Source organism: Anaerococcus nagyae (assembly GCF_017874535.1).
Classification (GTDB): Bacteria; Bacillota; Clostridia; order Tissierellales; family Peptoniphilaceae; genus Anaerococcus; species Anaerococcus nagyae.
Genome location: NZ_JAGGLS010000008.1, coordinates 1 through 24,888, shown reverse-complemented (window position 1 = coordinate 24,888; position 24,888 = coordinate 1). Strand labels below are relative to the sequence as shown.

General features: G+C 30.0%; 26 protein-coding genes and 2 riboswitches. Of the genes, 19 read left to right on the top strand and 7 right to left on the bottom strand.

The genetic code is table 11. The features are described from left to right. Positions 1–9 precede the first annotated feature (9 nt). The 3 genes from J2Z39_RS06890 to J2Z39_RS06880 are packed head-to-tail and all read left to right on the top strand — an operon-like array spanning position 10 to position 1,996. Positions 10–606, top strand: a complete 597-nt coding sequence (locus tag J2Z39_RS06890) for a LemA family protein (protein ID WP_117522236.1) — start codon at positions 10–12, stop codon at positions 604–606. An 8-nt stretch (positions 607–614) separates the two neighbouring features. Next, on the top strand, positions 615–1,484 hold the full coding sequence (locus J2Z39_RS06885) for a TPM domain-containing protein (RefSeq protein ID WP_117522237.1): 870 nt from the start codon (positions 615–617) through the stop codon (positions 1,482–1,484). An 8-nt stretch (positions 1,485–1,492) separates the two neighbouring features. Beyond that, positions 1,493–1,996 (top strand): nucleoside 2-deoxyribosyltransferase, encoded by a 504-nt coding sequence (locus J2Z39_RS06880; RefSeq protein ID WP_209814476.1) that lies wholly within the window; start codon positions 1,493–1,495, stop codon positions 1,994–1,996. Positions 1,997–2,183: 187 nt separating this feature from the next. On the opposite strand, the gene J2Z39_RS08625 is transcribed toward J2Z39_RS06880, so the two are convergent. The 3 genes from J2Z39_RS08625 to J2Z39_RS06865 all read right to left on the bottom strand — a co-directional run bounded on the left by J2Z39_RS08625 (position 2,184) and on the right by J2Z39_RS06865 (position 4,092). Further along, positions 2,184–2,312 carry a hypothetical protein gene (locus tag J2Z39_RS08625; RefSeq protein ID WP_281063107.1) on the bottom strand — a complete coding sequence of 43 codons (129 nt, stop codon included), beginning with the start codon at positions 2,310–2,312 and terminating at the stop codon, positions 2,184–2,186. Positions 2,313–2,690: 378 nt separating this feature from the next. Beyond that, the gene (locus J2Z39_RS06870; RefSeq protein ID WP_181965153.1) at positions 2,691–3,215 is read right to left on the bottom strand and encodes a folate family ECF transporter S component; all 525 of its coding nucleotides are present in this window, start codon (positions 3,213–3,215) and stop codon (positions 2,691–2,693) included. A 21-nt stretch (positions 3,216–3,236) separates the two neighbouring features. Continuing rightward, positions 3,237–3,328: riboswitch (THF riboswitch) on the bottom strand. 242 nt (positions 3,329–3,570) lie between these two features. Continuing rightward, positions 3,571–4,092 carry a folate family ECF transporter S component gene (locus tag J2Z39_RS06865; protein ID WP_181965154.1) on the bottom strand — a complete coding sequence of 174 codons (522 nt, stop codon included), beginning with the start codon at positions 4,090–4,092 and terminating at the stop codon, positions 3,571–3,573. A 21-nt stretch (positions 4,093–4,113) separates the two neighbouring features. Then, a riboswitch (THF riboswitch) is annotated at positions 4,114–4,205 on the bottom strand. Between the two features lie 49 nt (positions 4,206–4,254). Between J2Z39_RS06865 and J2Z39_RS06860 the strand changes: the two genes are divergently transcribed. Beyond that, on the top strand, positions 4,255–4,863 hold the full coding sequence (locus J2Z39_RS06860) for a DNA-3-methyladenine glycosylase (RefSeq protein WP_209814475.1): 609 nt from the start codon (positions 4,255–4,257) through the stop codon (positions 4,861–4,863). 16 nt (positions 4,864–4,879) lie between these two features. On the opposite strand, the gene J2Z39_RS06855 is transcribed toward J2Z39_RS06860, so the two are convergent. Continuing rightward, the gene (locus tag J2Z39_RS06855) at positions 4,880–5,626 is read right to left on the bottom strand and encodes an NADPH-dependent oxidoreductase (protein WP_117522242.1); all 747 of its coding nucleotides are present in this window, start codon (positions 5,624–5,626) and stop codon (positions 4,880–4,882) included. 64 nt (positions 5,627–5,690) lie between these two features. On the opposite strand from J2Z39_RS06855, the gene J2Z39_RS06850 reads away from it, so the two are divergent. The 7 genes from J2Z39_RS06850 (at position 5,691) to J2Z39_RS06820 (ending at position 13,315) form a co-directional block, all read left to right on the top strand. Beyond that, a complete protein-coding gene (locus tag J2Z39_RS06850; protein WP_117522243.1) occupies positions 5,691–8,045 on the top strand; it encodes an ATP-dependent DNA helicase in 2,355 nt (784 codons plus the stop codon). Further along, positions 8,023–9,393 (top strand): 23S rRNA (uracil(1939)-C(5))-methyltransferase RlmD, encoded by a 1,371-nt coding sequence (gene rlmD / locus J2Z39_RS06845; protein WP_342589595.1) that lies wholly within the window; start codon positions 8,023–8,025, stop codon positions 9,391–9,393. The genes J2Z39_RS06850 and rlmD overlap by 23 nt, the downstream gene beginning before the upstream one ends. A gap of 966 nt (positions 9,394–10,359) precedes the next feature. Beyond that, on the top strand, positions 10,360–10,617 hold the full coding sequence (locus J2Z39_RS06840) for an AbrB/MazE/SpoVT family DNA-binding domain-containing protein (protein WP_209814473.1): 258 nt from the start codon (positions 10,360–10,362) through the stop codon (positions 10,615–10,617). After that, entirely contained in the window at positions 10,614–11,741 is a 1,128-nt protein-coding gene (locus J2Z39_RS06835) for an alpha/beta fold hydrolase (protein ID WP_245325736.1), read from the top strand. The genes J2Z39_RS06840 and J2Z39_RS06835 overlap by 4 nt, the downstream gene beginning before the upstream one ends. Positions 11,742–11,956: 215 nt before the next feature. Then, a complete protein-coding gene (locus tag J2Z39_RS06830) occupies positions 11,957–12,418 on the top strand; it encodes a flavodoxin (protein WP_209814471.1) in 462 nt (153 codons plus the stop codon). A 122-nt stretch (positions 12,419–12,540) separates the two neighbouring features. Further along, on the top strand, positions 12,541–12,678 hold the full coding sequence (locus J2Z39_RS06825; protein ID WP_209814532.1) for a hypothetical protein: 138 nt from the start codon (positions 12,541–12,543) through the stop codon (positions 12,676–12,678). Further along, positions 12,659–13,315, top strand: coding sequence for a DNA-binding protein (locus J2Z39_RS06820; RefSeq protein ID WP_209814469.1), 657 nt, complete (start codon positions 12,659–12,661; stop codon positions 13,313–13,315). Before J2Z39_RS06825 ends, J2Z39_RS06820 begins: the two co-directional genes overlap by 20 nt. 146 nt (positions 13,316–13,461) lie before the next feature. On the opposite strand, the gene J2Z39_RS06815 is transcribed toward J2Z39_RS06820, so the two are convergent. Beyond that, positions 13,462–14,454 carry a helix-turn-helix domain-containing protein gene (locus tag J2Z39_RS06815; RefSeq protein ID WP_209814467.1) on the bottom strand — a complete coding sequence of 331 codons (993 nt, stop codon included), beginning with the start codon at positions 14,452–14,454 and terminating at the stop codon, positions 13,462–13,464. A 160-nt stretch (positions 14,455–14,614) separates the two neighbouring features. Between J2Z39_RS06815 and J2Z39_RS06810 the strand changes: the two genes are divergently transcribed. From J2Z39_RS06810 to J2Z39_RS06775, 8 genes are all read left to right on the top strand, one after another. Beyond that, a complete protein-coding gene (locus tag J2Z39_RS06810) occupies positions 14,615–16,369 on the top strand; it encodes an ABC transporter ATP-binding protein (RefSeq protein WP_209814465.1) in 1,755 nt (584 codons plus the stop codon). After that, entirely contained in the window at positions 16,353–18,074 is a 1,722-nt protein-coding gene (locus tag J2Z39_RS06805; protein ID WP_209814463.1) for an ABC transporter ATP-binding protein, read from the top strand. Before J2Z39_RS06810 ends, J2Z39_RS06805 begins: the two co-directional genes overlap by 17 nt. 9 nt (positions 18,075–18,083) lie before the next feature. After that, positions 18,084–18,683 carry an MptD family putative ECF transporter S component gene (locus tag J2Z39_RS06800; RefSeq protein WP_209814461.1) on the top strand — a complete coding sequence of 200 codons (600 nt, stop codon included), beginning with the start codon at positions 18,084–18,086 and terminating at the stop codon, positions 18,681–18,683. Beyond that, positions 18,680–19,396: an energy-coupling factor transporter transmembrane component T gene (locus J2Z39_RS06795; RefSeq protein ID WP_209814459.1), complete on the top strand. Its 717-nt coding sequence runs from the start codon at positions 18,680–18,682 to the stop codon at positions 19,394–19,396. Before J2Z39_RS06800 ends, J2Z39_RS06795 begins: the two co-directional genes overlap by 4 nt. Further along, positions 19,389–20,786, top strand: coding sequence for an ABC transporter ATP-binding protein (locus J2Z39_RS06790; protein WP_209814457.1), 1,398 nt, complete (start codon positions 19,389–19,391; stop codon positions 20,784–20,786). Before J2Z39_RS06795 ends, J2Z39_RS06790 begins: the two co-directional genes overlap by 8 nt. 486 nt (positions 20,787–21,272) lie before the next feature. Then, the gene (locus J2Z39_RS06785) at positions 21,273–21,494 is read left to right on the top strand and encodes a helix-turn-helix domain-containing protein (protein ID WP_209814455.1); all 222 of its coding nucleotides are present in this window, start codon (positions 21,273–21,275) and stop codon (positions 21,492–21,494) included. Positions 21,495–21,585: 91 nt separating this feature from the next. Continuing rightward, positions 21,586–22,107, top strand: coding sequence for a hypothetical protein (locus J2Z39_RS06780; protein WP_209814453.1), 522 nt, complete (start codon positions 21,586–21,588; stop codon positions 22,105–22,107). Continuing rightward, positions 22,104–22,961: a Kiwa anti-phage protein KwaB-like domain-containing protein gene (locus J2Z39_RS06775; RefSeq protein WP_209814451.1), complete on the top strand. Its 858-nt coding sequence runs from the start codon at positions 22,104–22,106 to the stop codon at positions 22,959–22,961. The genes J2Z39_RS06780 and J2Z39_RS06775 overlap by 4 nt, the downstream gene beginning before the upstream one ends. Before the next feature lie 19 nt (positions 22,962–22,980). Here J2Z39_RS06775 and J2Z39_RS06770 read toward each other — a convergent pair whose 3' ends face one another. Both J2Z39_RS06770 and J2Z39_RS06765 read right to left on the bottom strand, forming a co-directional pair. Further along, complete coding sequence (locus tag J2Z39_RS06770; RefSeq protein WP_209814449.1) at positions 22,981–24,315, bottom strand: relaxase/mobilization nuclease domain-containing protein; 1,335 nt, start codon at positions 24,313–24,315, stop codon at positions 22,981–22,983. Position 24,316: 1 nt separating this feature from the next. Continuing rightward, positions 24,317–24,673, bottom strand: a complete 357-nt coding sequence (locus J2Z39_RS06765) for a plasmid mobilization protein (RefSeq protein ID WP_209814447.1) — start codon at positions 24,671–24,673, stop codon at positions 24,317–24,319. Positions 24,674–24,888: the final 215 nt, after the last annotated feature.

Below are 24,888 nucleotides of genomic sequence, written 5' to 3'. Positions count from 1 at the left end.
GGAGGAAAAATGAATAGACAATATAGTAAGAAAAAAGGTATTGGAGCAGTAGGAATCATACTTATAATAGTGGCTGCCTTATTGATACTTATAGTTCCAACCTATAATAGACTTGCAGGAAGTCGAGAAAATGTTAATGAAGCTTATGCTCAAGTTCAAAATGTTGTGCAAAGAAGGGCAGACCTCATACCTAACTTAGTAAATACTGTTAAAGGTTATTCTGACTATGAAGGTGAAACACTTACAAAAGTAACAGAAGCCCGTGCAGGTATTAATCATGCTAGTTCTCCAAAAGAACTTGCTGAAGCAAATGAAGAACTTAGTCAAGCTGTTAGGGAGATAAATGTTGTTGCAGAAGATTATCCGGATTTAAAAGCAAATACCCAATACACACAGTTAATGGATGAACTTGCAGGATCAGAAAATAGAATTTCTGTAGAACGTGGCAACTATAACCAAGCAGTAAAAGAATATAATTCGGACTTGAAAAGATTTCCTACCAATTTAATTGCAGGAATAACAGGATATAAAGAGGCAGAATATTTTCAAGCTAGTGAAAAAGCCCAAGATGCACCAACAGTTGACTTTAATTCTGATAAAAAATAGGAGTAAATATGAAAAGGGAAAAATCATTTAGAATCAATTTAATATTTTCGATAATCTTTTTATTTTTTCCTTTAGTTTCTTTCGCAGATACATCCATACCAAGTCCACCAAATAGCTTTTATCTAGATGATTTAGGTATGATTGATGAAGATACCAAAGAAAATATTACTAAGACAAATAGAGAACTTGAACAAAAGACAGGTTCTCAAGTAGTAGTGGTAACTATGAAGAATCCAGATGGTTTACCTGCAAGTGATTTAGCTACAAAGATATTTAATTCTTGGACAATAGGTGATAAAAATAAAAAAAATGGTGTACTGATGCTTATTACCCAAGATGACTTTACTAATAAAAGAGAAGTCTTTATCTCTACAGGTTATGGTATCGAGGGAAGACTTAATGATGGTAAGGTAGGTAGAATTATAGACAACTTTATGATGTCTAATCTAAAAAGTGGGAGTTATTCTGCGGCTATTAATGAGGGTTTTAATGCTATAGTAGGTGAAATAGCAGATGAATATGGAGTTGAACTTACTGGAGATTATGATTATTACTTAGATGCTGATTCAGAATCTTATAGTGGCGGTCTTAGCTTAGGAACAATTATCTTTATGTTCTTTATATTCATAGTTATAAGTAATATGTTTACTAGATATAGCTTTTATGGTAGACCGGGGCGTAGATATAGAAGAGGATATTATAATAATCCATATAATTCTTACCGCCGTTATGGAGGATCCGATCCATTTAGAGGATCTGGATGGGGCAACTCATCTTCATTTGGAGGTGGCTCATCATTTGGTGGATCTGGTTCATCTGGTGGATTTACAGGTGGTGGAGGTACCACTGGTGGTGGTGGCGCAGGAAGAAGTTTTTAGGAGAGATAATGAGAGGATATTTAGCAAGTCATTTTTTTAATGATGCTATGTTTAAATGGACAGAAAACATTGCATCATATATTGAAAATAATACAAATTTAGAATTATATGTACCTCAACGAAATGCAGATATAAATGATAAGAAAAATAATGACGATATAATTACCGACATTAAAATTTCTCAAGCTGATACAGCCGAGCTAAAAAAATCAAATATTTTAATAGCTTGTCTTGATGGACTAACCATAGATGATGGTGTATCAGGAGAGATTATGGCTCATGGAGTTATGGCTGAATTTGAAAAAGAAAATAATATAGACTTTCCTAGAATGATAATTGGAATAATTACAGATATGAGATATCAAGGAACAGGAGAAAATAAACTCTACAGAAATCTTATGATAGTAGGTAAGGTTAAAGAGCATGGACATCTTATTACTGGCTATGCGGGAGATGATTCATATTTAGATGAAGTAGTTAATTATATAAATAAATTTATTGAAGAAAATTAATAAAAAGTGCTGCTGAAAAACTATGAATAATTATCATCCTATCATTAGAAGGTTCTCTTAGGAAATTTTTTACATAGCCTGTCGTATCGTGTAGGCAAAATTTTCGTAGGACTCTTCTAATGATTTTGGGACGATTTATTCATTGTGCAACATCTCATTTTATTTAGAAAGTAAAATTATATTAGCTTTAAAATAATTCTTCAATATCAAAATTATTTTCAATCATCTTATTTTCCAACATAAATTCTTTACTTCTTTCAAATCCTTTTCTATCTTTAACACTTATTTTTATAGAAAAATCATACATAGGATACATATAATTATATGCCTTATCATCTATATCGAATTCTTTTCTAAATGTTAAAAAATCTTACAATAAAAAATAAAAGGCTATACTTAATAGATTGTACTGACCTCCTTAAGTTGATTTGTTAGTTCAACTTTTGGGATCAGTACGTTTTATAAGAAAAATTTTTTTCATAGTAAACCACTTAATTTTATTGTAACACTATAGTAGAAATTATAAAAAATTAAGTTGAAATTAAAGACAATTTAATAGTAAGTATAAGAAATAAATGACTAAAATAAAGAATGAAGATATGAGTATTAGAGAGAAATTAATTTATATTATATATTCTACTAAGACTATATATCTCCATTGTTGATAAACCTAAAGCTTGATGCTTACATCATATTATGCATATGCATATTTTTGGACTCTTGGTACTATTATTTTTAAAATGATAGTATTAAGAACTGTTTCTATAAGTTGTTTAGGAACCCTTCTTAAAACATAAATCCGATATGGATTTCTTGAGTATTGTTGTAGCCAAATAGAATCTAATAAAAGTCTAATGATCATAAAGCCAAATATACAACTTAAGATTATTTTTAAATTAAGTTTTTCTTCTATTTTATCATTAAAAAAATAAAAAGAAATTAGACCTGGTCCAAATCCCATTAGAAATGCACTTAAAGTAAAACCTGGATGAAATATTCCATCTGGATTGATTAACATTCCCACTACATCAGCTAGAGCACCAGTTAGCCCTCCGAACCATGGACCATAGAAAATACCAGATAAGATTATTGGCATATAACCAATTCCAATTTTTTTATTGACAGGAATAGTTATAGTGAAAAATCTTCTCAAAACAATTGACAATGCTGCTAGAATTGCTATTTTGGTTAGTTTATTAATCGTAAATTTTTTATTCAAATTTATCCTCCTTTTATCAGAGGCAGCGGTTGCGATAGAAAATCATAGCGATATGCTTCGTTTAAGAACAACAACCCATTTCTTAACACTTAATGCTTTCTATCTACTCTGATGATTACATGATAACATATATATGTAATATTAAAAAGAATAGTCTATAAAATAGGTTTATATAATAAAAAATCAGGCTTGTTATAGAATGAATAAATTGCCCCAAAGTCATTATAAAAATCTCTAAGGAAATTTTGCCATGACACTGGCAGACTAAAATTGGACCACCGAGCATGGGAGGTAAAATTTTCTAAGAGAACTTTTTAATGATGGGACGATTTATTCATAGTTTTGCAACAGACCTTTATTTAACTATAATTTTATTTAGTTTTGGAAAGATTAAATATAGTAATAACCAATTCATAGCCATTTCTATAATTGATTTTATGATTCTACTTATCAAAAGTGGCCAATAGCTAGCTCCAGTTAATTGAGAAAGCCATATAGTATTTAAAAAAAGTCCTACTATCAAGAAATTAAAAATAGAACAAGCTAAACTTGTTACAAGATTTTTATTTTTAATATTAGTATTCGAAATCTTTTTACTAATTATTCCTGATGAAAATCCAGTAAGAATAGCTGTCAAGGTAAAACCCGGATGAAATATACCTTGAGGAAGAACTAAGATTCCTATGATATCACCTAATCCTCCAGTGATTGCTCCTGCTAACGGTCCATAAAAAATTCCAGAAATCATTATAGGTAGTAATATAAAACTATATCTTCTAGTATCACCTACGTTTATACTGAAAAATTTAAAAACTACAGATAACGCAGTCAGCAAGGCTATTGTTGTTAAATCCTTTGTGCTTATTTTTTTATTCAAATTTATCCCCTTTCTATCAGAGGCAGCGGTTGCGACAGAAAATCATAGCGATATGCTTCGTTTAAGAACAACAACCCATTTCTTAACACTTAATGCTTCCTATCTACTCTGATAATTATATGATAACATATATATGAGATCATAAAAAATAAAAGAGGGAAAATGATAGGAAAAGATTTTTTTAATAGAGATACTTTAACAGTGTCAAAAGAGTTGTTGGGAAAAATAATTGTTAGAAATACTAATGGAATTACTTATAAAGCAAAAATTGTAGAAACTGAAGCATATCTTGGAATAAACGATAGAGCAGCTCATACTTTTGGTGGAAGAAAAACTGACAGAAATAAAATTATGTATGAGAAAGCAGGTACTATTTATGTTTACCAAACCTATGGTATCCATTATTTGATGAATTTTGTAACACTAGATGAAAATTTTCCAGAGGCAGTCCTTATTAGGGCCATTGAACCATTAAATAAAATTGATAATATAAGCATTAATAGATTTGGAAAAATTTTTAATAAATTAAATAATTATCAGAAAAAGAATCTTACAAATGGTCCAGGGAAATTAACTCAAGCTTTAGAAATTAATAAGGATCTTAATGGATTAGATCTTTTTTCAGATAAAATATATTTAGAAGATAATTCTTCAGATTTTAATATAGTTATTGATAAAAGAATAGGTATAGATTATTCTAAAGAAGCAGTAGATTATCCTTATAGATTTTATATAAAAGATAATTCTAATGTTTCTGTATTAAAAAAATAAGATGGTTCTATCCATCTTATTTTATAAGGAATCCTTGATTTATAAGAGTATTAAATATCTTATCTCTATTTGCAATCAGCTTGCCTTGTTTTTTAGGTATTTGTCTAGAGAATGAATCGGATCTTCTATTTGAATCTCTTAAATCATAATAAGTTGTCATTTCTTTATCATAATCTGAAATTTTTTCATTATAATTATCAAAAATCTCATAAGAATTTTCAAAATTCTTGAGTTTGATATCCATTCTTGGCTTAAGTTGAGGTTGCTGATTAGGATAACCGAACCCCAACCCTACAGCTGGAAATGTTAGTTTAGGAAGTTTTAGTAGTTCAATAACTTTAGAAGTATCATTATGGATATTACCGAAATAATTGACACCAAGCCCAAGACTTTCAGCAGCAACTGTAACATTCTGGGAAGCTATCATTGCATCGTTATAGCCTTGCATAAATTTATCAAAACCAATCATTTCATCATTTTCTTCATTATTTTCTTTTGCTATTTGATAATTCCTATATAAATCTACTACAAAAACCCACAAGTAAGGGGCACGTGCCATGTATTCTTGATTGCCATTTATAGCCAGTTCATCTTTAAGTTTCTGATCTGTTATTCTAATTATACTTAAGAGTTGCATCCCATTACTAGTTGGTGCTCGATTAGCAACATCAAGTAGGGTTTGAATAGTATTATCATCAATTTTTTCATCTTTAAACTCTCTTATTGTTCTATGATCAAGTTGTTTGTTTATAGTTTCATTCATAAAATCCTCCTAGACTCTTTATCAATTTATACCCTAAAAAGGTATACTAGTAAAAGGTGATAAAATGCTAGTTAAAATTTCAGTAAGAAACCTTATAGAGTTTGTTATGAGATCTGGTGACGTTGATAACAGATTCCGTGATAATACTAGAATGATTGAGGGAATAAGAGCTCATCAGACGATACAAAAAAAATATGGTAAAAATTATAAGAAAGAATATTCTCTTAAAAATACGACTACCATTGATGAAGTTGAATTTAGAGTAGAAGGTAGAGCTGATGGGCTAATATCAGAAAAAGATGGTTTTGTCATAGATGAGATAAAGTCTACCACTAGAGCTTTATCAGAAATTGATGATAGTAATAAACTTCATTGGGCACAGGCGATGTGCTATGCATATTTTTATGCCTTAGATAATAAGCTTAAAAGTATGTCTATAACTTTAACATATGTAAATATTGATGATTATTCTACAAAAATATTTAGAGATAAATTTAGCTTTGAAGAACTCAAAGATTTTTATTATAAACTTTTAGAAGAATATTTAAACTTTTCAAAAATTCTTGCGATTAATAATCAAAAGAGAAATGATTCTATAAAAAAATTGGATTTTCCATATAAAGAATATCGAAAAGGTCAAAGAAAAATGTCTGTCGCAGTTTATACTGCAATTTTAGACTCCAAAAAACTATTTGTAGATGCACCTACTGGAATTGGCAAAACGATATCTGCAGTATTTCCTTCTATAAAATCTATGGGGGAAGATCTATCTGATGAGATTTTTTATCTAACTAGCAAAAATACTCAGGCTAAAGAAGCTCTAAAATCAATAAATATCCTTAAGAATCAAGGACTATCTATAAAGGCTTTGTCCATAACTTCTAAAGAGAAAATCTGTCTTAATGATGAAGTTAAATGTAATCCAGTAGATTGTCCATTTGCAAAAGGGCATTTTGATAGAATAAATGGAGCTCTTAAAGATATATTAGAAAATGAAGATATTATGGATTATAATATAATAACTTCTTATGCAGAAAAACATAGAGTGTGCCCATTTGAATTTGAACTAGATATCTCATCTTATGCAGATTTTATAGCTTGCGATTATAATTATGTTTTTGATCCAAATACTTATTTGAAGAGATTTTTTGATGATGTAATAGATAGGTATATATTTTTAGTTGATGAATCTCATAATCTATTAGAAAGATCACGCGGCATGTATAGCTTTAGTTTTAGTAAAGCTAGTTTTTATCAAATAAGCAAAAATATAAATATTAAAAGAAATAAAAAGATTAAAAAAATAATAGATGAAATAATAGAAATATTCGATAAAATTTATGCTAATCATGGTAAAAAACTATATTACTATCAAGAAGAGCTTATTGATGATTTTGACAAAGCCTTTATAAAACTTTTAAAGCCATTGCAAAAATATTTAGTAGATCAAAAAGAAGATCCTTTGTATGATACTCTTTTGAATTTGTTCTTTGATGTAAATAAATTTTTTAGGATAGAGGATAGATATTCTAATGGATTTTACAGTGTAATCTCTTATGACGAAGATAATGACGATATAATTTATCAGATAAAGTGTATTGATCCTTCAGAAGTTTTAGCTAATACGTATAAAAACGCAAGATCTACTGCATTTTTTTCAGCAACCCTTTCTCCTATGAATTACTTTACTAGGATGTTTGGAGCAGAAGATAGCTTAAAACTTAAACTGGATATGCCTTTTGATGATAAAAATTTTGATCTTTACATTCGTGAAATAAGTACTAGATATAAGGATAGAGATAGAAATATTGGCATAGTAAGTGAAACTATAAATGAATTTATAAACTCAAAAAAAGGTAATTACTTTATATTTTTCCCTTCATATTCTTATTTATCAGCCGTCTATGATGATTATATAAGTAGATTTGACGATGATATAACTACCCAAGATAGATTTATGAGTGAGAAAGAAATTACTAAGTTTTTAAAAAAATTTGAAAAAGGATCTAATAGAACTGCTTTTGTAGTACTTGGTGGAATTTTTTCTGAGGGAGTAGATTTGGTAGGAGATAGGCTAATAGGTTCTATGATAATTTCTGTAGGTATGCCAGGAGTTTCGGATGAAAGGAATCTAATCAAAGAATATTTTGATAAAAGACAATTGAGTGGATTTGATTATTCCTATACTTATCCAGGAATAAACAAAGTATTTCAAGCTGCTGGAAGAGTTATTCGTAGTGAGAATGATAAGGGAATAATTTATCTTGTAGATGATAGATTTAATTCATATAAATATTACATGCTTTATCCCAAGCATTGGAAAAATAAAAATATAAAAATAGTGAATGATAGTAAGACTTTTAATAAAGAAGTAAAAAGCTTTTGGGAGGAACTAGGTGAGAAAAGCAAAGACAAGTGAAGTGACAGTCTATGATATGAGATATCCAAATATATCGATTGGTAAAGATGAAAATGAAAATATAGTTGAATTTAAGGGAGGTCTTCTTGGACAAAAATGTTTAGTAAAAATAACGAGAAATAGAAAAGATCTCAAAAAGGGCAAATATTTAAAATTAATTGAGAATTCATCTCTAGAAAATAGTAGAAATCATTGTTCAGTAGCAGATATTTGTGGTGGATGTGCTTATCAAAAGCTTCCATATGAAACAGAATTAATGCTTAAACTTGATATGATAAAAAAACTATTTGCTGATAATAATATAGATTATGACGGTGATATTTCTATAAATAGGTCTCCAATAACAGAAGGCTTTAGAAATAAAATGGAATACACCTTTGGAGATAGTAAAAAGGGTGGAGATTTAGTTTTAGGCTTACATAGGCAAAATAGATTTTATGAGATAGTAGACACTATAGTTTGCAATGTAATAGATGATGATTTTAACAAGATAAGACTTGCTGTTCAAAATTATTTTAGAGAAAAAAAGACAAGTTTTTATCATAAGTCACGTAGAGAGGGTCTACTTAGACATTTTATAATTAGAAAAGCCTTTAGAACAAATGAAATCATGCTAATACTCGTAACTACAAATGAGGATAGCTTTGATGATATGAGAAAAAAACTATTTGTAAATTATCTAACAAATATAGAATTAGATGCTGATATAGTTTCTATATTTCATGTTATCAACGACTCCCCAGCAGATGCAGTAGTTCCTGAAAGAGTTGAGTTACTTTATGGTAAAGAGCATATCACAGAAGAGATGCTAGGACTTAAGTTTAATATTTCTCCATTTTCATTCTTCCAACCAAATGTATTTACTGCAGAAAAACTATACAAGAAAGCCTTTGATTTTGCAGAAATAGATGAGAGTATGAACATATTAGACTTATACTCTGGAACAGGAACCATCACCCAAGTAATGGCAAGCCGAGCAAAATCTGCTACAGGTATAGAAATAGTAGCAGAAGCAGTCGAAAAAGCAAAAGAAAATGCAGGATTAAATGAAATTGAAAATATAAATTTCTTATGTGGGGATGTCTTAGAAGAAATTGAAAATGTAAAGGGAAATTACGATGTAGTAATCCTAGACCCACCCAGAGCAGGCATAATGCCAGAAGCTCTAAAAAAAATAATCGCTATAAATCCTAAGAAGTTTGTATACATATCATGTAATCCTAAAACACAGGTAGAAAATTTAAAGGACTTTATAGCAAATGGATATGAGATAAAAAAATACGAAATAATAGACCAATTTCCCAATTCTAGACATGTCGAGAGTGTAGTATTGATGTCAAGAAAATAAGATGATGGGTTATAAGACTGTTGAAATCAATGGCTATTAGGATTTTTAAGAAAATCTTAAAAGCCATTTTCTATTTGGGAAACACCTTTTGGGAACAGTTAGAGTGTAGATTATAACAGGATATGAAGACACTATGGATATTTTATGTGGAGTGAGCAGGGTGGATACTATTAGGCTGCTCATTATAGATTAATAATATATGAAACTTCAAGCTATATGAATGGTTATAGTAAATTAATAAAATAGATGACCTCAATAAAATGTAAAAATAGCCTGACCAGAATAGTTGTTAGAGAAGACAATTATAATACAAAATAGATATAAGTTGCTGTTTTGTGTTATAAGAGACAAATAAGATATAATCTAACTACCAGATGTAGAGACGATAGTATTGATGTCAAGGTGAGGGACTGAACTGTATAGAAAAGCCTTGAAATAAACGGGTTTTGATGGTATTGCCAAGAAAAAGTGCATCATCGTAATCTCATTTTTAGATCTTTTAAAAACAGTTCTGTCTTCCGGAAATGTAAGTATGGAACTGCTTTTTGACGTATTGAGACTTCAGAAATGTAGTCGGAGGTGGCTTTGGAGATATTCAGACAATAAAACTGTTTGCAATTGTATATTTCTCGACAAACGGGTCAGGTAGATTACTGAATACACTGAACTTCCGGTCAGACGACTTAGTGAAAAGATTACGGTTTACGATGAGAAATAGGTTGTGGAATTCAAATCAGGCCTTGCGATAAAAGGAGATGGATGAAAAGAATATATTAAAATAGGGCACCTCGTCAGGAAATGGCGAGGTGATTTTTTGTAAGAATACTTTAAACATAAAAAGCATATGAAATTGCTACGGCATTGTCGAGTTGGGATTAACATATTTTTACTTGACAAGGCAATAATTTATGATATGAATAGTATGAAATGTATAACAAAGAATACTAACCCTCAAGGAGATAAAATATGAAAAAAAGCAAGCAATATCATAGTAACTTGGAATATGAGAATAAAACTGAGAAAAACGAACAGGGGCTTTATGCTTGGACTGCAAAAGTTGGTTCAAAAGGACAGATTGTAATTCCAAAAGAGGCAAGAAATTTGTTCCATATAGAAAGTGGTGACACAATTCTCCTGCTGGGTGATCAAGATCAGGGAATAGCATTGATAAGTGGTGATAAAATGGCTGAGATGCTACAGGCAATTAAAGGAAAGATATTATGAAACGTATGAAACGATTAAAAATTATTATGGTTATTTTGATTGTAATAGTTGTGATTCTAGTGGGTTTTGCATATCGAACGATTTACTTTGACTATGGAAATGATCTGTTTATGAAGAAAAAAGGGAAGCAATTAGGATTTACAGAAAAAGTGTACAAAGCGAACGATGGCAGTGAGATATCATACTTAGAAGGACCTGATAATGGGGAGCCGCTTTTACTAATTCACGGTCAGATGGTATCGAAAGAAGATTATGCAAAAGTTTTACCGAAACTCTCAAATCATTTTCACATCTTTGCAGTAGACTGTTACGGACATGGGAAATCATCTAAAAATCCAGACAAATATCAGCTTATTCCCATTCGTGATGATTTGATTGATTTTATGAGAGATGTAATCCGTGATAAAACATTTCTTTCGGGGCATTCTTCCGGAGCTTTAATATCAGCGGCAATAGCTGCAAAGGAAAAGGAACAGGTAAAAGGGCTTCTCCTTGAAGATGGACCTTTCTTCTCTACAGAGCCTGCTAGAGCAGAAAATACTTTTTCTTATCTTGAGTTTAAGACAATCCATGATTTTCTTGCGCAAAAAGTGGAGAAAAATTATACGAGATATTATCTTAATCATACTTACATGAAATCACTTTTCAATAAAGATGGAAAAGATAATTGGGACTTTATAGTCAAAAATCCTTTTTCCAAGAGAATCAGGGAAAATAGTGGAAAAATGCCAATTGTTTGGTATTATCCTCCTGAAATCGGGCTGAATGGAATTATATTCTTAACACGTAACATGCAGGACGGAACAGGGAACTATGATCTTCGATTCGGAGAGGCTTTTTACGATTTTTCCTGGTTTTATGGAGTTGACCAGAAAAAGATGTTGAGCGAAATAGAATGTCCGACAATCATTCTTCATGTTGCGCCTTCAAATGAAACCGCGCCGAGCTATTATGATAATAATGGAATACTGCTATCTGCCATGGACGAAAAAGATGCAGAAGAAGTTCATACTTTAATCAAAAACAGTACGCTTAAATCTGGTTATGAATCAAGTCACGATATTCATGCTGACTTACCGGAACAGTTCGTTGATGCAGTGATTGAAATGAAGCAGCAGAAGTAGCGGCTATGCCCATTGAACGGGCATTGACATTTACCCGAAAGCATCATTTTTCTATTTGAAAAATACCTTGTGGGAACATTTCAAGTGTAGATTATTACAGGGTGTGTAGACACTATGTATATTTTAGGGGGAGTGAACAGGATGGATAAGTTTAGGATACTCATTATATAATAAAAATGATATAATAATTAGGTTGAATTAAGGAGGTAATTATAATGAGTCCTTTAGTTGTATATTATTCATATTCAGGAACAACAAGAAGATTAGCAGAAGATATTGCGTTGATTATTGATGGAGATTTGAGAGAGCTGAAGCCACAAAAGCCTTATTCATTCTCATATAATACAGCTGTAAAAGAAGCGAGAGAAGAAATTGAAAAAGGATATTACCCACCTCTTATTCAAGGGGCGGAAACTATTGAAAATGCAGAGGTGGTTTTCATTGGTTCTCCTAATTGGTTTAAAACTTTTGCCCCACCCGTGCTATCGTTTTTAAGAACGGTTGATTTAAGTGGAAAGACAATTATTCCGTTTTGCACGCATGGCGGAGGTGGTTTTGGGAGAATGATTGAAGATTACAAAAAGGAATGTAAGAATTCAATTATTAAAGATGGAATAGCGTTAAAAGGAGATTACAGTTTTGATGAACTAAAAACATGGTTAGATAGTAATTTATGAATCCCAGTTTATTAAACTCAAATAACCAAATAAAAGATACAAGATAGCAATTCACGAAGCAGTAAATCAAATCGGTTTACTGTTTTTTTATTGCTTAAAATCAAGAAGAAAGGACAAAGAAAATGAAAAACATAGAAGAAATCAAGCAGTTACAAAATAAAAGAAAGAAGCTCATCAGTCAGCAGAAAGAGGAAGCACGAAAAAAGAGAGATAGACGGCTTTATGAAAAAGGAGGAAATTATGGAATACAAAGATATTAGAGAAAACTTAGAAGAAATGATGAATGATAACTACAAGGATTTTATAAAAGCACTTGTGAGCATAGAAAAAGGTGTTAATGATGAAAAGGCACTTGAAGAAGTCTATGTTTTATATATGAACAATGATACAACAGGTCTACTAAGTGATGACTTTGACTATATGATTGATGATATGAAAGAACAAGGTAAGATTGTTGAAAATACCAATGAACTTGAAGAAAAAGACGACCTCATAAATCTCGTGGGTAATATAGCTGGCAAAGTAGAAAATCTTGAACGAGAAAATGCTAATGGAGAAAAGTTCAAGGTAAGTAACTTTTCAATTGTTTCAAAAGATGACGATGGAAATAAAGTTTATACCAATTGTTCAGCCTATGGAGATAAGACAAAAGATTTAGAGAAACTAAAACAAGGAGATTTTGTTAAAATCTTCGGACAAGTAAAAACAAGCATTGACAACAACGGGAAAGAACATAAAAATGTTCGTATTTTGTCTTCTAAGCTCTTAAAGGCAAAAGAACAAGTAAAGAGTCAAGATAAAGATAAAAAGTCCATATTAGGACAAATAAAAAGCTTTAAGACAGACGACAAAGCTAAGTCAACTAAGAAAGACCATAACAAAGGTGCAGAGAGATAAATATCGGCAGTCTTCGGACTGCCTTTATTTTTTGCTCATTTTTTAAATATAATTTATTCAGGTCATATATGCATATCCACTTAAACTCATATAAAAAATGCATATCCACTTAAACTCATATAAAAACATGGCTTGTAAAAAATACTTTAATCACAATAATCGCATTTTAAATTATGATCCTTGCAAGCTAAATTACGAACCTCGCTAGGAAGTTTTCCCTTGTATCTTTTGTAATAAATGGAAAATTTGCTATGGGATGTGTATCCTACAGATTCGGCAATTTCTTTTATAGGAAGTTTGGTATTTAAGAGAAGAGTTTCAGCTACATTCATTCTTTTTCTTTGGGTGTATTCAGTGATGCTTTGACCATATTTTTCTTTGAACAGATTTTTTAATTTTGTTCCGCTCATCTTAGATATTTTTTCAAGAGTTTCCTGATTTACATTCATGGCGAAATGATCATCTAAAAATCTGGCTACATCTTCAAGTGCTTTATTATCATCAGATTCAATTCTATATTTTTTTCTATTTAAGTATGTGTCTATCACTATACTTATCCACTCATTTGCCTTAGCTTTGAAGAAAAAATCAGCAGCAGGAGCGTCCATCTTGCAATTTAAAATTTCCATTGCTACTTTTTCTAAGGATTTAGTAAGAATAATTTGATTCGTTTCAATTAAAGAAGAATAAAATGAATTTAGATTAATGTTAATAGATGATAGGTGTTTTTCTAAAAGTTCTCTTTTAAATCCAATAGAAACACAAAGATAATATGAATTCTCATGTAATAAAAATAGAAAATCATCTCGTATATTGTCAAAATCAAGAGTATATAATGAGTTTGCAGTAAGTGTTTGATATGGATTAAATTTTTCTCCGTTTGCACTGACAACATAACTTGAATATATTGAAATATAGTCTGAGATATTATAAGTACTTTCTTTAATTAATTCTTCTTTTATGTAAAAATCATGGATATCAATAATAAATCCATCTCCCTCATAAAACCAGTAAAGTCCCTCTGCTTCTTTTAGATTATTTTTACTCCAACAAAATGTATGACCTGCACTTGAGTACTTCTTATTGTTTTTACATTCATCTACTTTCATATATTCTTTTACAAGATCATAATATGTCATAATGCACCTATCCCTTTTAGACAATATTCCAATTAGCCTTATTAATTTAAAACTATTGTATTAGTAATTATAACCGATGTATAATAGAAATGCAATGATAGTTATTATCTACTAAGCGAATTTATATCTAAAAGGAATATCAAGGAAAGGAGATGTTATTATGAAGATTTATAAAAAACTATTTGCTTATGTGAAAGATAAAAAATATTTTGGCTTTTTAGCTATAGTTTTTTCTGCTATATCTGCTGCACTTACAGTATATGGATATTATTTAATCTACAAATTTTTAGATAATTTAATAATTAATTCAAATTTATCAGGAGCAGAGAGCTTGGCATTAAAATCTGTTATTACACTAACGAGTGGAGCAATATTTTATTTTGTTTCAGGAATGTTTTCACACATCTTGGGATTTAGGCTGGAAACAAATTTAAGAAAAAGGGGGATTGATGGCTTAGAGAAAGCAAGTTTTAGGTTTTTTGACTTGAACCCTTCTGGTCAAATTAGAAAAATCATAGATGACAATGCCGCGCAAACACATCAGGTTGTAGCTCACATGATTCCCGATAGCTCTCAGGCAATAATCACACCTATACTTGTACTTGTATTAGGCTTTATAGTAAGTATAAGAGTTGGCATCACCTTGCTTGCTCTCACTATAATCGGCGGCCTAATTTTAGGGGCAATGATGGGCGAGCAAGAATTTATGAAGATATACCAAGAAGCCCTATCTAAACTAAGCGCTGAAACTGTTGAATACGTAAGAGGAATGCAAGTTGTAAAAATATTTAGAGCAAATGTCGAGTCATTTAAAAGCTTTTACAAGGCGATTAAAGATTATTCAAAGTATGCTTATAATTATTCACTATCTTGTAAAAAGCCTTATGTTTTGTATCAATGGTTATTTTTTGGTTTGATTGCAATTTTAATTATTCCAATAGTTTATTTTATGACTAGCTTAGGCAGCGCCAAGGTGATTTTACTTGACCTTATCATGATTTTATTTTTATCAGGAGTTCTCTTTGTTTCATTCATGAGAATGATGTGGTACTCCATGTACATTTCTCAAGGCAACTATGCAGTAGATACCTTAGAGGCTCTTTACGAAGATATGCAAAAAGACAAATTAGCCCATGGCAATGTCAATAATTTTAAAAACTACAATATAGAATTTGACAAAGTAAGCTTTGCTTATAACGATAAAGCTGTCATTGAAAATTTATCCTTTAAATTAGAAGAAGGAAAGTCCTATGCGCTAGTCGGTTCATCGGGATCAGGCAAATCGACTGTAGCAAAACTTATATCAGGTTTCTACAATGTAAATGAAGGAAGGATAAAGATAGGCGAGATTCCAATAAGTGAATATTCTGACGAAGCCTTGATTAAAGCTATTTCATTTGTTTTTCAAGATTCGAAATTATTCAAGAAAAGCATTTATGACAATGTTGCTTTAGCTAATAAAGATGCAACAAGAGATGATGTTATGAGAGCTTTAAAATTGGCAGGATGCGATTTAATATTAGACAAATTTCCGGAAAGAGAAAATACAGTCATAGGTTCAAAAGGAGTTTATTTGTCCGGGGGAGAAAAACAGAGAATAGCTATTGCAAGAGCAATTTTGAAAGATTCCAAGATTATTATTATGGACGAAGCGTCAGCTGCTATTGACCCTGACAATGAGTACGAGCTGCAGAAAGCTTTCAAGAACCTGATGAAAGATAAAACAGTTATCATGATTGCTCATAGGCTCTCTACAATTAAAGATGTAGACGAAATCCTTGTGATGGATAGTGGAAAAATCATAGAAAGAGGCCCTGACAGAGACTTAATGTCAAGAGATACAAGGTATAAGAGACTGCAAGAGATGTTTAACAGTACGAATGAATGGAGGGTTTCAAATGAAGGAGTTTTATAAAAAAAGATTTGCTCTTACAGATAAAGGAGCAAGAAATTTAAGTAAAGCAACACTGGCTTCATTTTTCGTTTACTGTATAAACATGCTTCCTGCGATATTACTAATGATTTTTGCTCAGGAAGTTTTGGAAAATATGGGTAAAAGCAAGGGATTTTATATAGTATTCTCAGTTCTAACCTTGATAGCAATGTATATTTTGCTTTCTGTCGAATACGATAAATTATATAGCACAACCTATCAAGAAAGTGCAGATTTAAGAATAAGGACAGCGGAGAATTTATCAAAACTACCTCTATCATACTTTTCTAAACATGATATTTCAGACCTAGCGCAAACAATTATGGCTGATATTGAAGGTATAGAACATGCAATGAGCCATTCAATACCAAAAGTAGGAGGCATGGCACTCTTCTTCCCACTTATATCCGTCATGATGCTAATAGGTAATGTCAAGATGGGCTTAGCTGTAATTATTCCATCTCTTTTAAGTTTTATATTTATACCCTTATCTAAAAAATATCAGGTTAAGGGACAAAAAAGATATTATGATATTCTAAGAAAAAACTCAGAAAGTTTTCAGGAAAATATCGAGATGCAAATGGAGATCAAAGCCTATGGTTTATCAGAGGTAATGAAAGATAAGCTCTATGAAAAAATGGATAAAAGTGAAAAAGTGCACTTAAAGACAGAGATAGTAAATATTTTAACTATGTCACTTTCATCAATATTTAGCTTTATTTCCCTTGCTGTCGTAATACTTGTTGGCGTAAATCTAATTATTAGTAAAGAGATAAGTGCCCTCTACCTTGTAGGATATTTACTAGCTGCTATGAAGATAAAAGACTCTCTAGATGCATCTAAAGAGGGCTTGATGGAAATATTTTATTTAACGCCAAAGATTGAAAGACTAAAAGAAATCCAAAATCAAAATCTACAAGAGGGTGAAGACTATGAACTAAAAAAATTTGATATTGATCTAAAAGATGTTGAATTTGCTTATAATAAAGACGCAAAAGTTTTAAATGGGGTAAGCTTTAAAGCTAAGCAGGGAGAGGTTACTGCTTTGGTAGGTGCAAGCGGATGCGGTAAAACAACTATCTTGAAACTTATATCAAGACTTTATGATTATGACGAGGGACAAATATTAATCGATGGCAAAGATATAAAAGAAATATCAACAGAATCTCTTTTTGACAAGGTCTCAATAGTTTTCCAAGATGTTGTTCTCTTTAATCAAAGTGTTATGGAAAATATTAGAATCGGAAAGCAAGATGCAAGTGACGAAGAAGTTAAAAGAGCAGCGAAACTTGCAAACTGCACAGATTTTATAGAAAAGATGGATAAGGGTTTCGATACAGTTATTGGTGAGAACGGAGCTGAGCTATCAGGCGGGGAAAGACAGAGGTTATCAATAGCCAGAGCCTTCTTAAAAGATGCACCGATACTAATATTAGATGAGATATCAGCAAGCCTTGACGTTGACAACGAGAAAAAAATTCAAGAGTCTTTAAATAATTTGATTAAAGATAAGACTGTTGTCATCATTTCACACAGAATGAAATCCATAGAAAATGCAGATAAGATAGTAGTTCTTGAAAACGGAAGAGTTGAAAGCCAAGGCAAACATGAAGAGCTTCTACAAAAATCAAAAGTTTACAAGAATTTAATAGAAAAGACAAAAATGGCAGAAGAATTTATTTATTAGGAGGAAAAAATGAATAAAAATAATATGAATGGTCTAAAAACAAAGGATTTGATTACTATAGGGGTTTTCACAGCTCTCTATTTTATATTTAATATGATTGGGGGAATGCCTTTTGGAATGAATCCTGTATTAACCTTTTATCAGCCAATGGGTAGTGCTCTTTTGTCAGGAATAATATTTATGTTTCTGATTTCGAAAGTGTCTAAAAGAGGAACGATTGCTATTTTGGCAATAATAATTTGTATTTTGAGATTTGCAACTGGCATGCATTGGGCTATGGGTCTTGGAACTTTAGTTATGGGTATAATTGCTGAATTTATAGCAGGAAGCAAGGCTTATAAAAGTAAAAATATTAACATCCTTTCTTTTGGAGTATTTGCACTTGGAGATATAGGGACTTTTGTCGTATATTTCATGGATCCTAAGTCTTGGTCAAATGCAATGATAGAAAAGGGGACAGATATAACATATATAGAGTCTATGAATGCAGCAGCTGCTGATTGGATGATTTATGTTATTGTAATTGGAACTTTTTTAGTTGCTTTATTTAGTGCTTTTATAGGTTCTAAACTTTTGAAAAAGCAATTTGAAAAGGCGGGTATTTTATGATTTCAGGAGAATTGAATACACATATTAATCCATGCACAAAAATAGTTTTGCTATTTTTGTGCATAATTATATCAAGTATTTTGCCCTCAATAGAATATGAATTAGCTTTTGTAGCATTAATTGCTATTTTTAGTCTTATAAATAGAAAAATCAAAATTGCTTTTACTGGGATATTAATATATCTATTAGTATATTTTCTTAGTATTTTAACTGTAAGATATGGAAGTAATACTTTTAGAAGCATATTTATGCCATTTTTGGGTTTAGTTAATAAAATTTATCCGGTATGTATGCTTTCTATGACAATACTAAGCACAACGAAAGTGGGGGAATTTTTATCTGCTATGGATTACGTTAATGTTTCTAAAAAAATTTCTATTCCCCTAGCAGTAATGCTTAGGTACATGCCAACAGTAAAAGAAGATTGGCGATATATAAAAGATTCAATGGGGCTTAGAGGGATTTCTCCATCCTTTTTTGGATTTATAAAAAACCCTTCTTTAACCGTAGAATGCATTTATTCTCCTATGATAATTATGGCAGCAAAAGCAGCAGATGAATTAACTATAGCTTCTATCACAAGAGGAATTGAATCACCAAATAAACGAACTTCAATTATAAGAATTAATTTTGGAATTTTAGATTATTTATCTCTAATAATTGGAGTAATGATTACTGCATTTACAATATATTTGAGGTATTTTTATGATTAAGTTAAATGAAGTTTGTTTCAAATATAGAAACACTAAGGATATTAGCCTAGATAATATAAATCTAGAAATAAAAAAAGGAGAGTTTATTTTAATATGTGGTTCTTCTGGATCTGGAAAAACCTCTATTACAAGGCTTATAAATAAGTTGATACCATATTATTATGAAGGAGATTTAAATGGTGATGTAAAAATAAATGATAAATTATTATCTAACTATCAAATGTTTGAACTTTCAAAAAATGTCGGAAGTGTTTTTCAAAATCCTAGAACCCAATTCTTTAATGTAGATACAAATAGTGAAATTGTATTCGCACTAGAAAACCAAGGAGTAGAAAGAAAAATTTTAGAAGAGAAATTAGATGAAACCTGCAATAAATTAGAAATAAATAAACTAAAAAATAGAAATATTTTTCATTTATCTGGAGGAGAGAAACAAAAAATTGCTTTTGCATCAGTTTATGCAACAAATCCAGATATTTATTTACTTGATGAGCCTTCTTCTAATTTGGATATACCGACCATTGATATATTAAAAAAACACTTATCCATGTTGAAGGAGAGTGGTAAAACAGTTATTATATCTGAGCACAGAATCTATTATATAATGGATTTAGTTGATAGAATTATTTATATGAAGAATGGGAAAATTGATAAAATTTTTTCCAATAAAGATTTTTTAAGTTTATCTGAAGATGAAATTAAGACTATGGGTTTAAGAACAAGAAACAAACCTAGTTTAAATATAATAGAAAAATCATCAATTATAGATAAGTCTTATTTACAGGTGAATAATGTTTCAATTTATAGGAAAGATACATGCCTTATAGATAGACTTAGTTTTTCTGCAAACAAGGATGATATTATTGCTGTTTTAGGATCTAACGGCATAGGGAAAACTACTTTTTTAAGAACTCTTTGTGGACTTTATACTGATTATAAGGGTGAGTTTATTTTAAAATCTAAAAAAATTGATGAAAAAGCAAGAAAACAAATATCTTATATGGTTATGCAAGACGTTAATTATCAATTATTTGCTGAGAGTGTCTTTGCTGAATGTAAATTAGGAATAAAGAACGTAAAAGATGATTTAATTAATGAACTTCTAAATGATTTTGACTTATATAATTATAAAAATAGCCACCCTAACACTTTGTCTGGGGGACAAAAGCAAAGACTTGCCATAGTTTGTGGACTATTGTGTAACAAAGAAATTTTTATTTTAGACGAGCCTACAAGTGGGCTTGATTATAAAAATATGATTAAAACTGTAGAATTATTAAAGTCACATTCAAAAGATAAAATTATTTTTATAGCTACCCATGATTTTGAATTTGCAAGTTTAATTTGCAATCGTGTATTGGATTTAGAAAAAAATAAGATATACGTGTGATATACTAGAGAAAATTTTTATAAAAATATCTGAACTAATCAAAAAATATAGAAGCAAATATAAGATGATTTCCACAGTTTCACTGGATATGAAATTTTTGAATAAATTTGCAGATGCGATTTTTGAATTGTAAAATAGAACCTATTAAACCTGTCTATAGAACTGGGAAATTGTTTAAAAATTTAAAAGATACTAAGACATATTGATATTTATTAGAGAATTAACTTCAGGATTTTTACGGTATTTATAAACTTCATAATATGTATTTATAGTATTTATATTTTCCATATCTTTAGGAAAATTCTTTATTTACTTACCATAATTAAAGAGATGAGAGATAAAAATTGGTAGTCTTCGGACTGCCTTTATTTTTTTGCTTAGTTTAACGCAGTAAATCATACGATTGAAAGAAATCTGCGTTATATGCTATAATTAGGTAGTTAATCTATACATTTAGAAAGGTAAAATATAGAATTGGAGAATGATATGGGATTTTCATATAATAAATTATGGAAGTTATTAATAGATAAAAATATGAAAAAAACAGACTTACAATGTGCAATCGCAACAACACCCAAAACAATAGCAAAAATGGGAAGAGACGAAAATGTAAGTTTGGAAACATTGGGAAAGATTTGTGAGTATTTTCAATGTGATATTGGAGATATTATTGAATATAGAAATGAGGAAGCAAAAGGCGACTACTAGAAAATATAAAGCATTCGATTTATTTTGTGGATGTTATGGATTGTGCTTTTGATAATAGAAAGTTGTTAAAGTTTAATTAGTAGAGGTATTTATGTTAAATAAGTTTTCTCATGTATTTTTCAACTCATCAATTATTATTCCTTATATACTTGCGATTGGAGTGTCCACGTTGATGTCTAAGGAATCAATAGTCGGATTGATATGTTTATTGATATCCATTATATTAGCGATATCACAAATAATATTTATTAAATATTTAAGAAATAATTTACAAGTATTTAAAGTTAATGTAACTAATGTTGATGATGAGGGAAACAATTGGTATATAGCAAGCTTTTTATCGTATTTTTCTCCATTTATAAAAAATTTATTAAGAAAAGAAATAGATAATTATTCTTGGATTTTAATGGGTATTGCAGCTATTTTATTGGTATTAGGAAATAAAACAACAAACAATCCAATACTTAGGATAGTAGGATATAACTCATATAAAATTAGCACGGAACAAGGAAAAGATTTCACTTTATTAAGCAAGAGAAATATTAGAAAAAGCAATGACGTTAGAAAAGTAATACGTATTTTCGAAGATATATTAATGGAGGTAGAATATTGATTTATGTTTTGGAAAATGCAGGTAGAGATTCAACATCTGTAAAAATGATAGAGACCCAAAGAGAAGACGATGCAAGTATCAAAAATTCACTTACTAAAAGTATAGAAGGGTACAAAGATAACACAATTGAATTTGATGGTTCATATAAGCCTGAGAATGATGAGAGTTTAGTAATAAAAAATTTTGATCTGCCAAATGAAATAACGGAAGCTATAAATAATCCTCTGGGAGTGACTCAAGTTTCTGTTAACTCCGATAATGAGCTAGATCTTAAAGCTATCTTTGTGCCTATTTCAGATTATGATGATTGCGAAAAAATAATCTTTCAAAGGTTGCCTAACAGACAAATACTGAAGAGCCATAATTTTACACTTTTTTTTAATAAACATACATTTTCATGTGAAAATAAACCAGGTATTGTTATAACTGATTGTATAGACGCATACTACGAATATGGTAATCTATATTTTAAATCGTATTATTGGGCGAATCAAATATTTAACCTAAACAAATATTATAGAGAAGCAACAACCGATGATATAAAAAAATTTTGCTCTAACGAGTGCTTCTCTATAGATGATATAGATTCTGTAGCTGAGTCTTGTAATAACTGGACTAGAAGAAAAATTGCATATATATTAGATTCTGGAGTTCTTGAGAATAATTCTGTAGATGAAATCATTAAGTCTGCAAAAAAATTAAACTTAAAAATTGATATTAATGAAGAAAATAAAATAATTTTTCCTGACGACAAGGATTCACAAAAAGAACTACTATCTTATTTAGCGGAAGAAATATATAGAGGAAACTTGACAGACGGCGTTTATTTAACCAACTCCAAGAGACCTTTATAGAAAATATTCGAAGGTTTTATTAAGTTCTTTCCACTTCCTTCCCATAATAATTTTCATAGTTTTTCCTATACTGAACTAGGTCAGAAAATTGTTCTTTATTTAAAGAATACTCTTCCATAAGTGTGTTCTTTTTTTCTTGCAATTTATCGAGTTTGGTTAATATTTCTTTTGTATTGGGGAGTTTATTATAGCTTTCCAAGATTTCTTTAGCAGCTATTTTGTAGACTGAAAGTTCACTATAATATTCATCTGCAAATTGTTTATCTTCAGGATTTTTCTTATGGTATTTGTAGATTTCACGATACTTATTTATAGTATTTACATTTTCCATATCTTGAGATAAACTCTTCATTTCAGTTTCAATTTTCTTTATTTTATCTAACAAATCTTGTCTATCATCGGCAGATTTTTTGATCAGGTCATCGAGTTGAGTAATTGAATTAATTCCTTGTTCTCGAAGTTTAATTATTGAATCAGCCATTGTTTTGATATTGTGTTTTCTTGCCCAGACTTCATAACCTTTTGAGGATTGAGCTTTTTTATTAGTAGATATATCAATAACATTTCCTACACGTTTTTTAATAGGATTAGCTTTGTTTTTAATAGCTAAATCTATTCTTTCTTTAATTTTTTCTTCAGTATAATCTTCTCCGATAGTTTTTGCCCTTGTGAATCTTTGCTTATCTTTATGACGAAAAGCAATGTGTTTACCAAACTTAATTTCATAATCAAGAGTTTTCATATTTTCTAAAAACTCTTCCCACGATTTAGACTTATTAATCATTCTATCTATATCAAATTGAAGTTTAGACTTCCAAGAATTTCCTTTCTTGTTTTGTTCATATTCATACCAGGATTTACCAGAAGTTTTATATTTTCTTTTGTAAGCTTCATAATATTCATCAATGACTGAAAGCTTATTTTCTTTACATAATTCATCACTTTGATACCTGATTTTGTGGTAAGATTTTTTGTTAGATTGGTAGCACTTACCAGTCTTGTAATTAACATTATTAAAAATAATATGGTTATGGATATGCCCTCTATCTATATGAGTTGCAAGAACAAATTCATAATCTTCTTTTAAAATTTTCTTACATAATTCCATTCCAATTTCGTGAGCTTTTATAGGATCAACCTCTCCTGGTAGAAAAGATTGGATTAAATGTCTTGCCAAAACTGTACCTTTAGTATCATTGTCTTCTCGTGTTTTCATAAACTGAATATGGGCAGTATATGGATGACATTTAAATGAAGAAACCAAGACTTTTTCATCAGTTTTTTCACTCTTGGTTATATAATCTATTGCCAAATTTAGAGTTGATTTTATAGGATGTATTTTTGTAATTGCCATACTAATCACCAGAACTTTCTTTTGATTTATTAAGAAGTAGGGAATGGATCTGCCATATTTCTCTTGATAATTTTTCTATCTGATTATTCATAGATTCAATTTCATTTTTGTAAATAACACCAGTTGTATTAGTTGCTTTTGTAATCTGGTTTATATTATTTGTTGCATTTGAAAGTAGCCATTGTAGGTTTCTAAATGGTTCTAAATCTACTACATAAATTTCTTTTTCTAATACGCACTTTCTAAGAAAGTGGGACATAGTTTTGCAATTAGCAAGTTTCATTTTCTTTTCAAAAACTTCCTTTTCTTCATCTGTTAAATATATTTTTAGTTGATTATTTCTTTTTCTATTATCCATAGTATATCTCCTTATCATAAAATATTGGGGTCTTAGGGCTCTCCCTAACAAGGTAAAATTGATAAAAAAAGAAGCAGTCCATAAAGGTTCTGCTTCATCAATTTTTCGTAAGTGGGTACTCACTTACTGTGCTTGCTCATATACTAATAGTATAAGAACAGCTTTAAGCATAGTTCTTAAAAATGAACCTAATCATCTATGATAAAATTATAGAT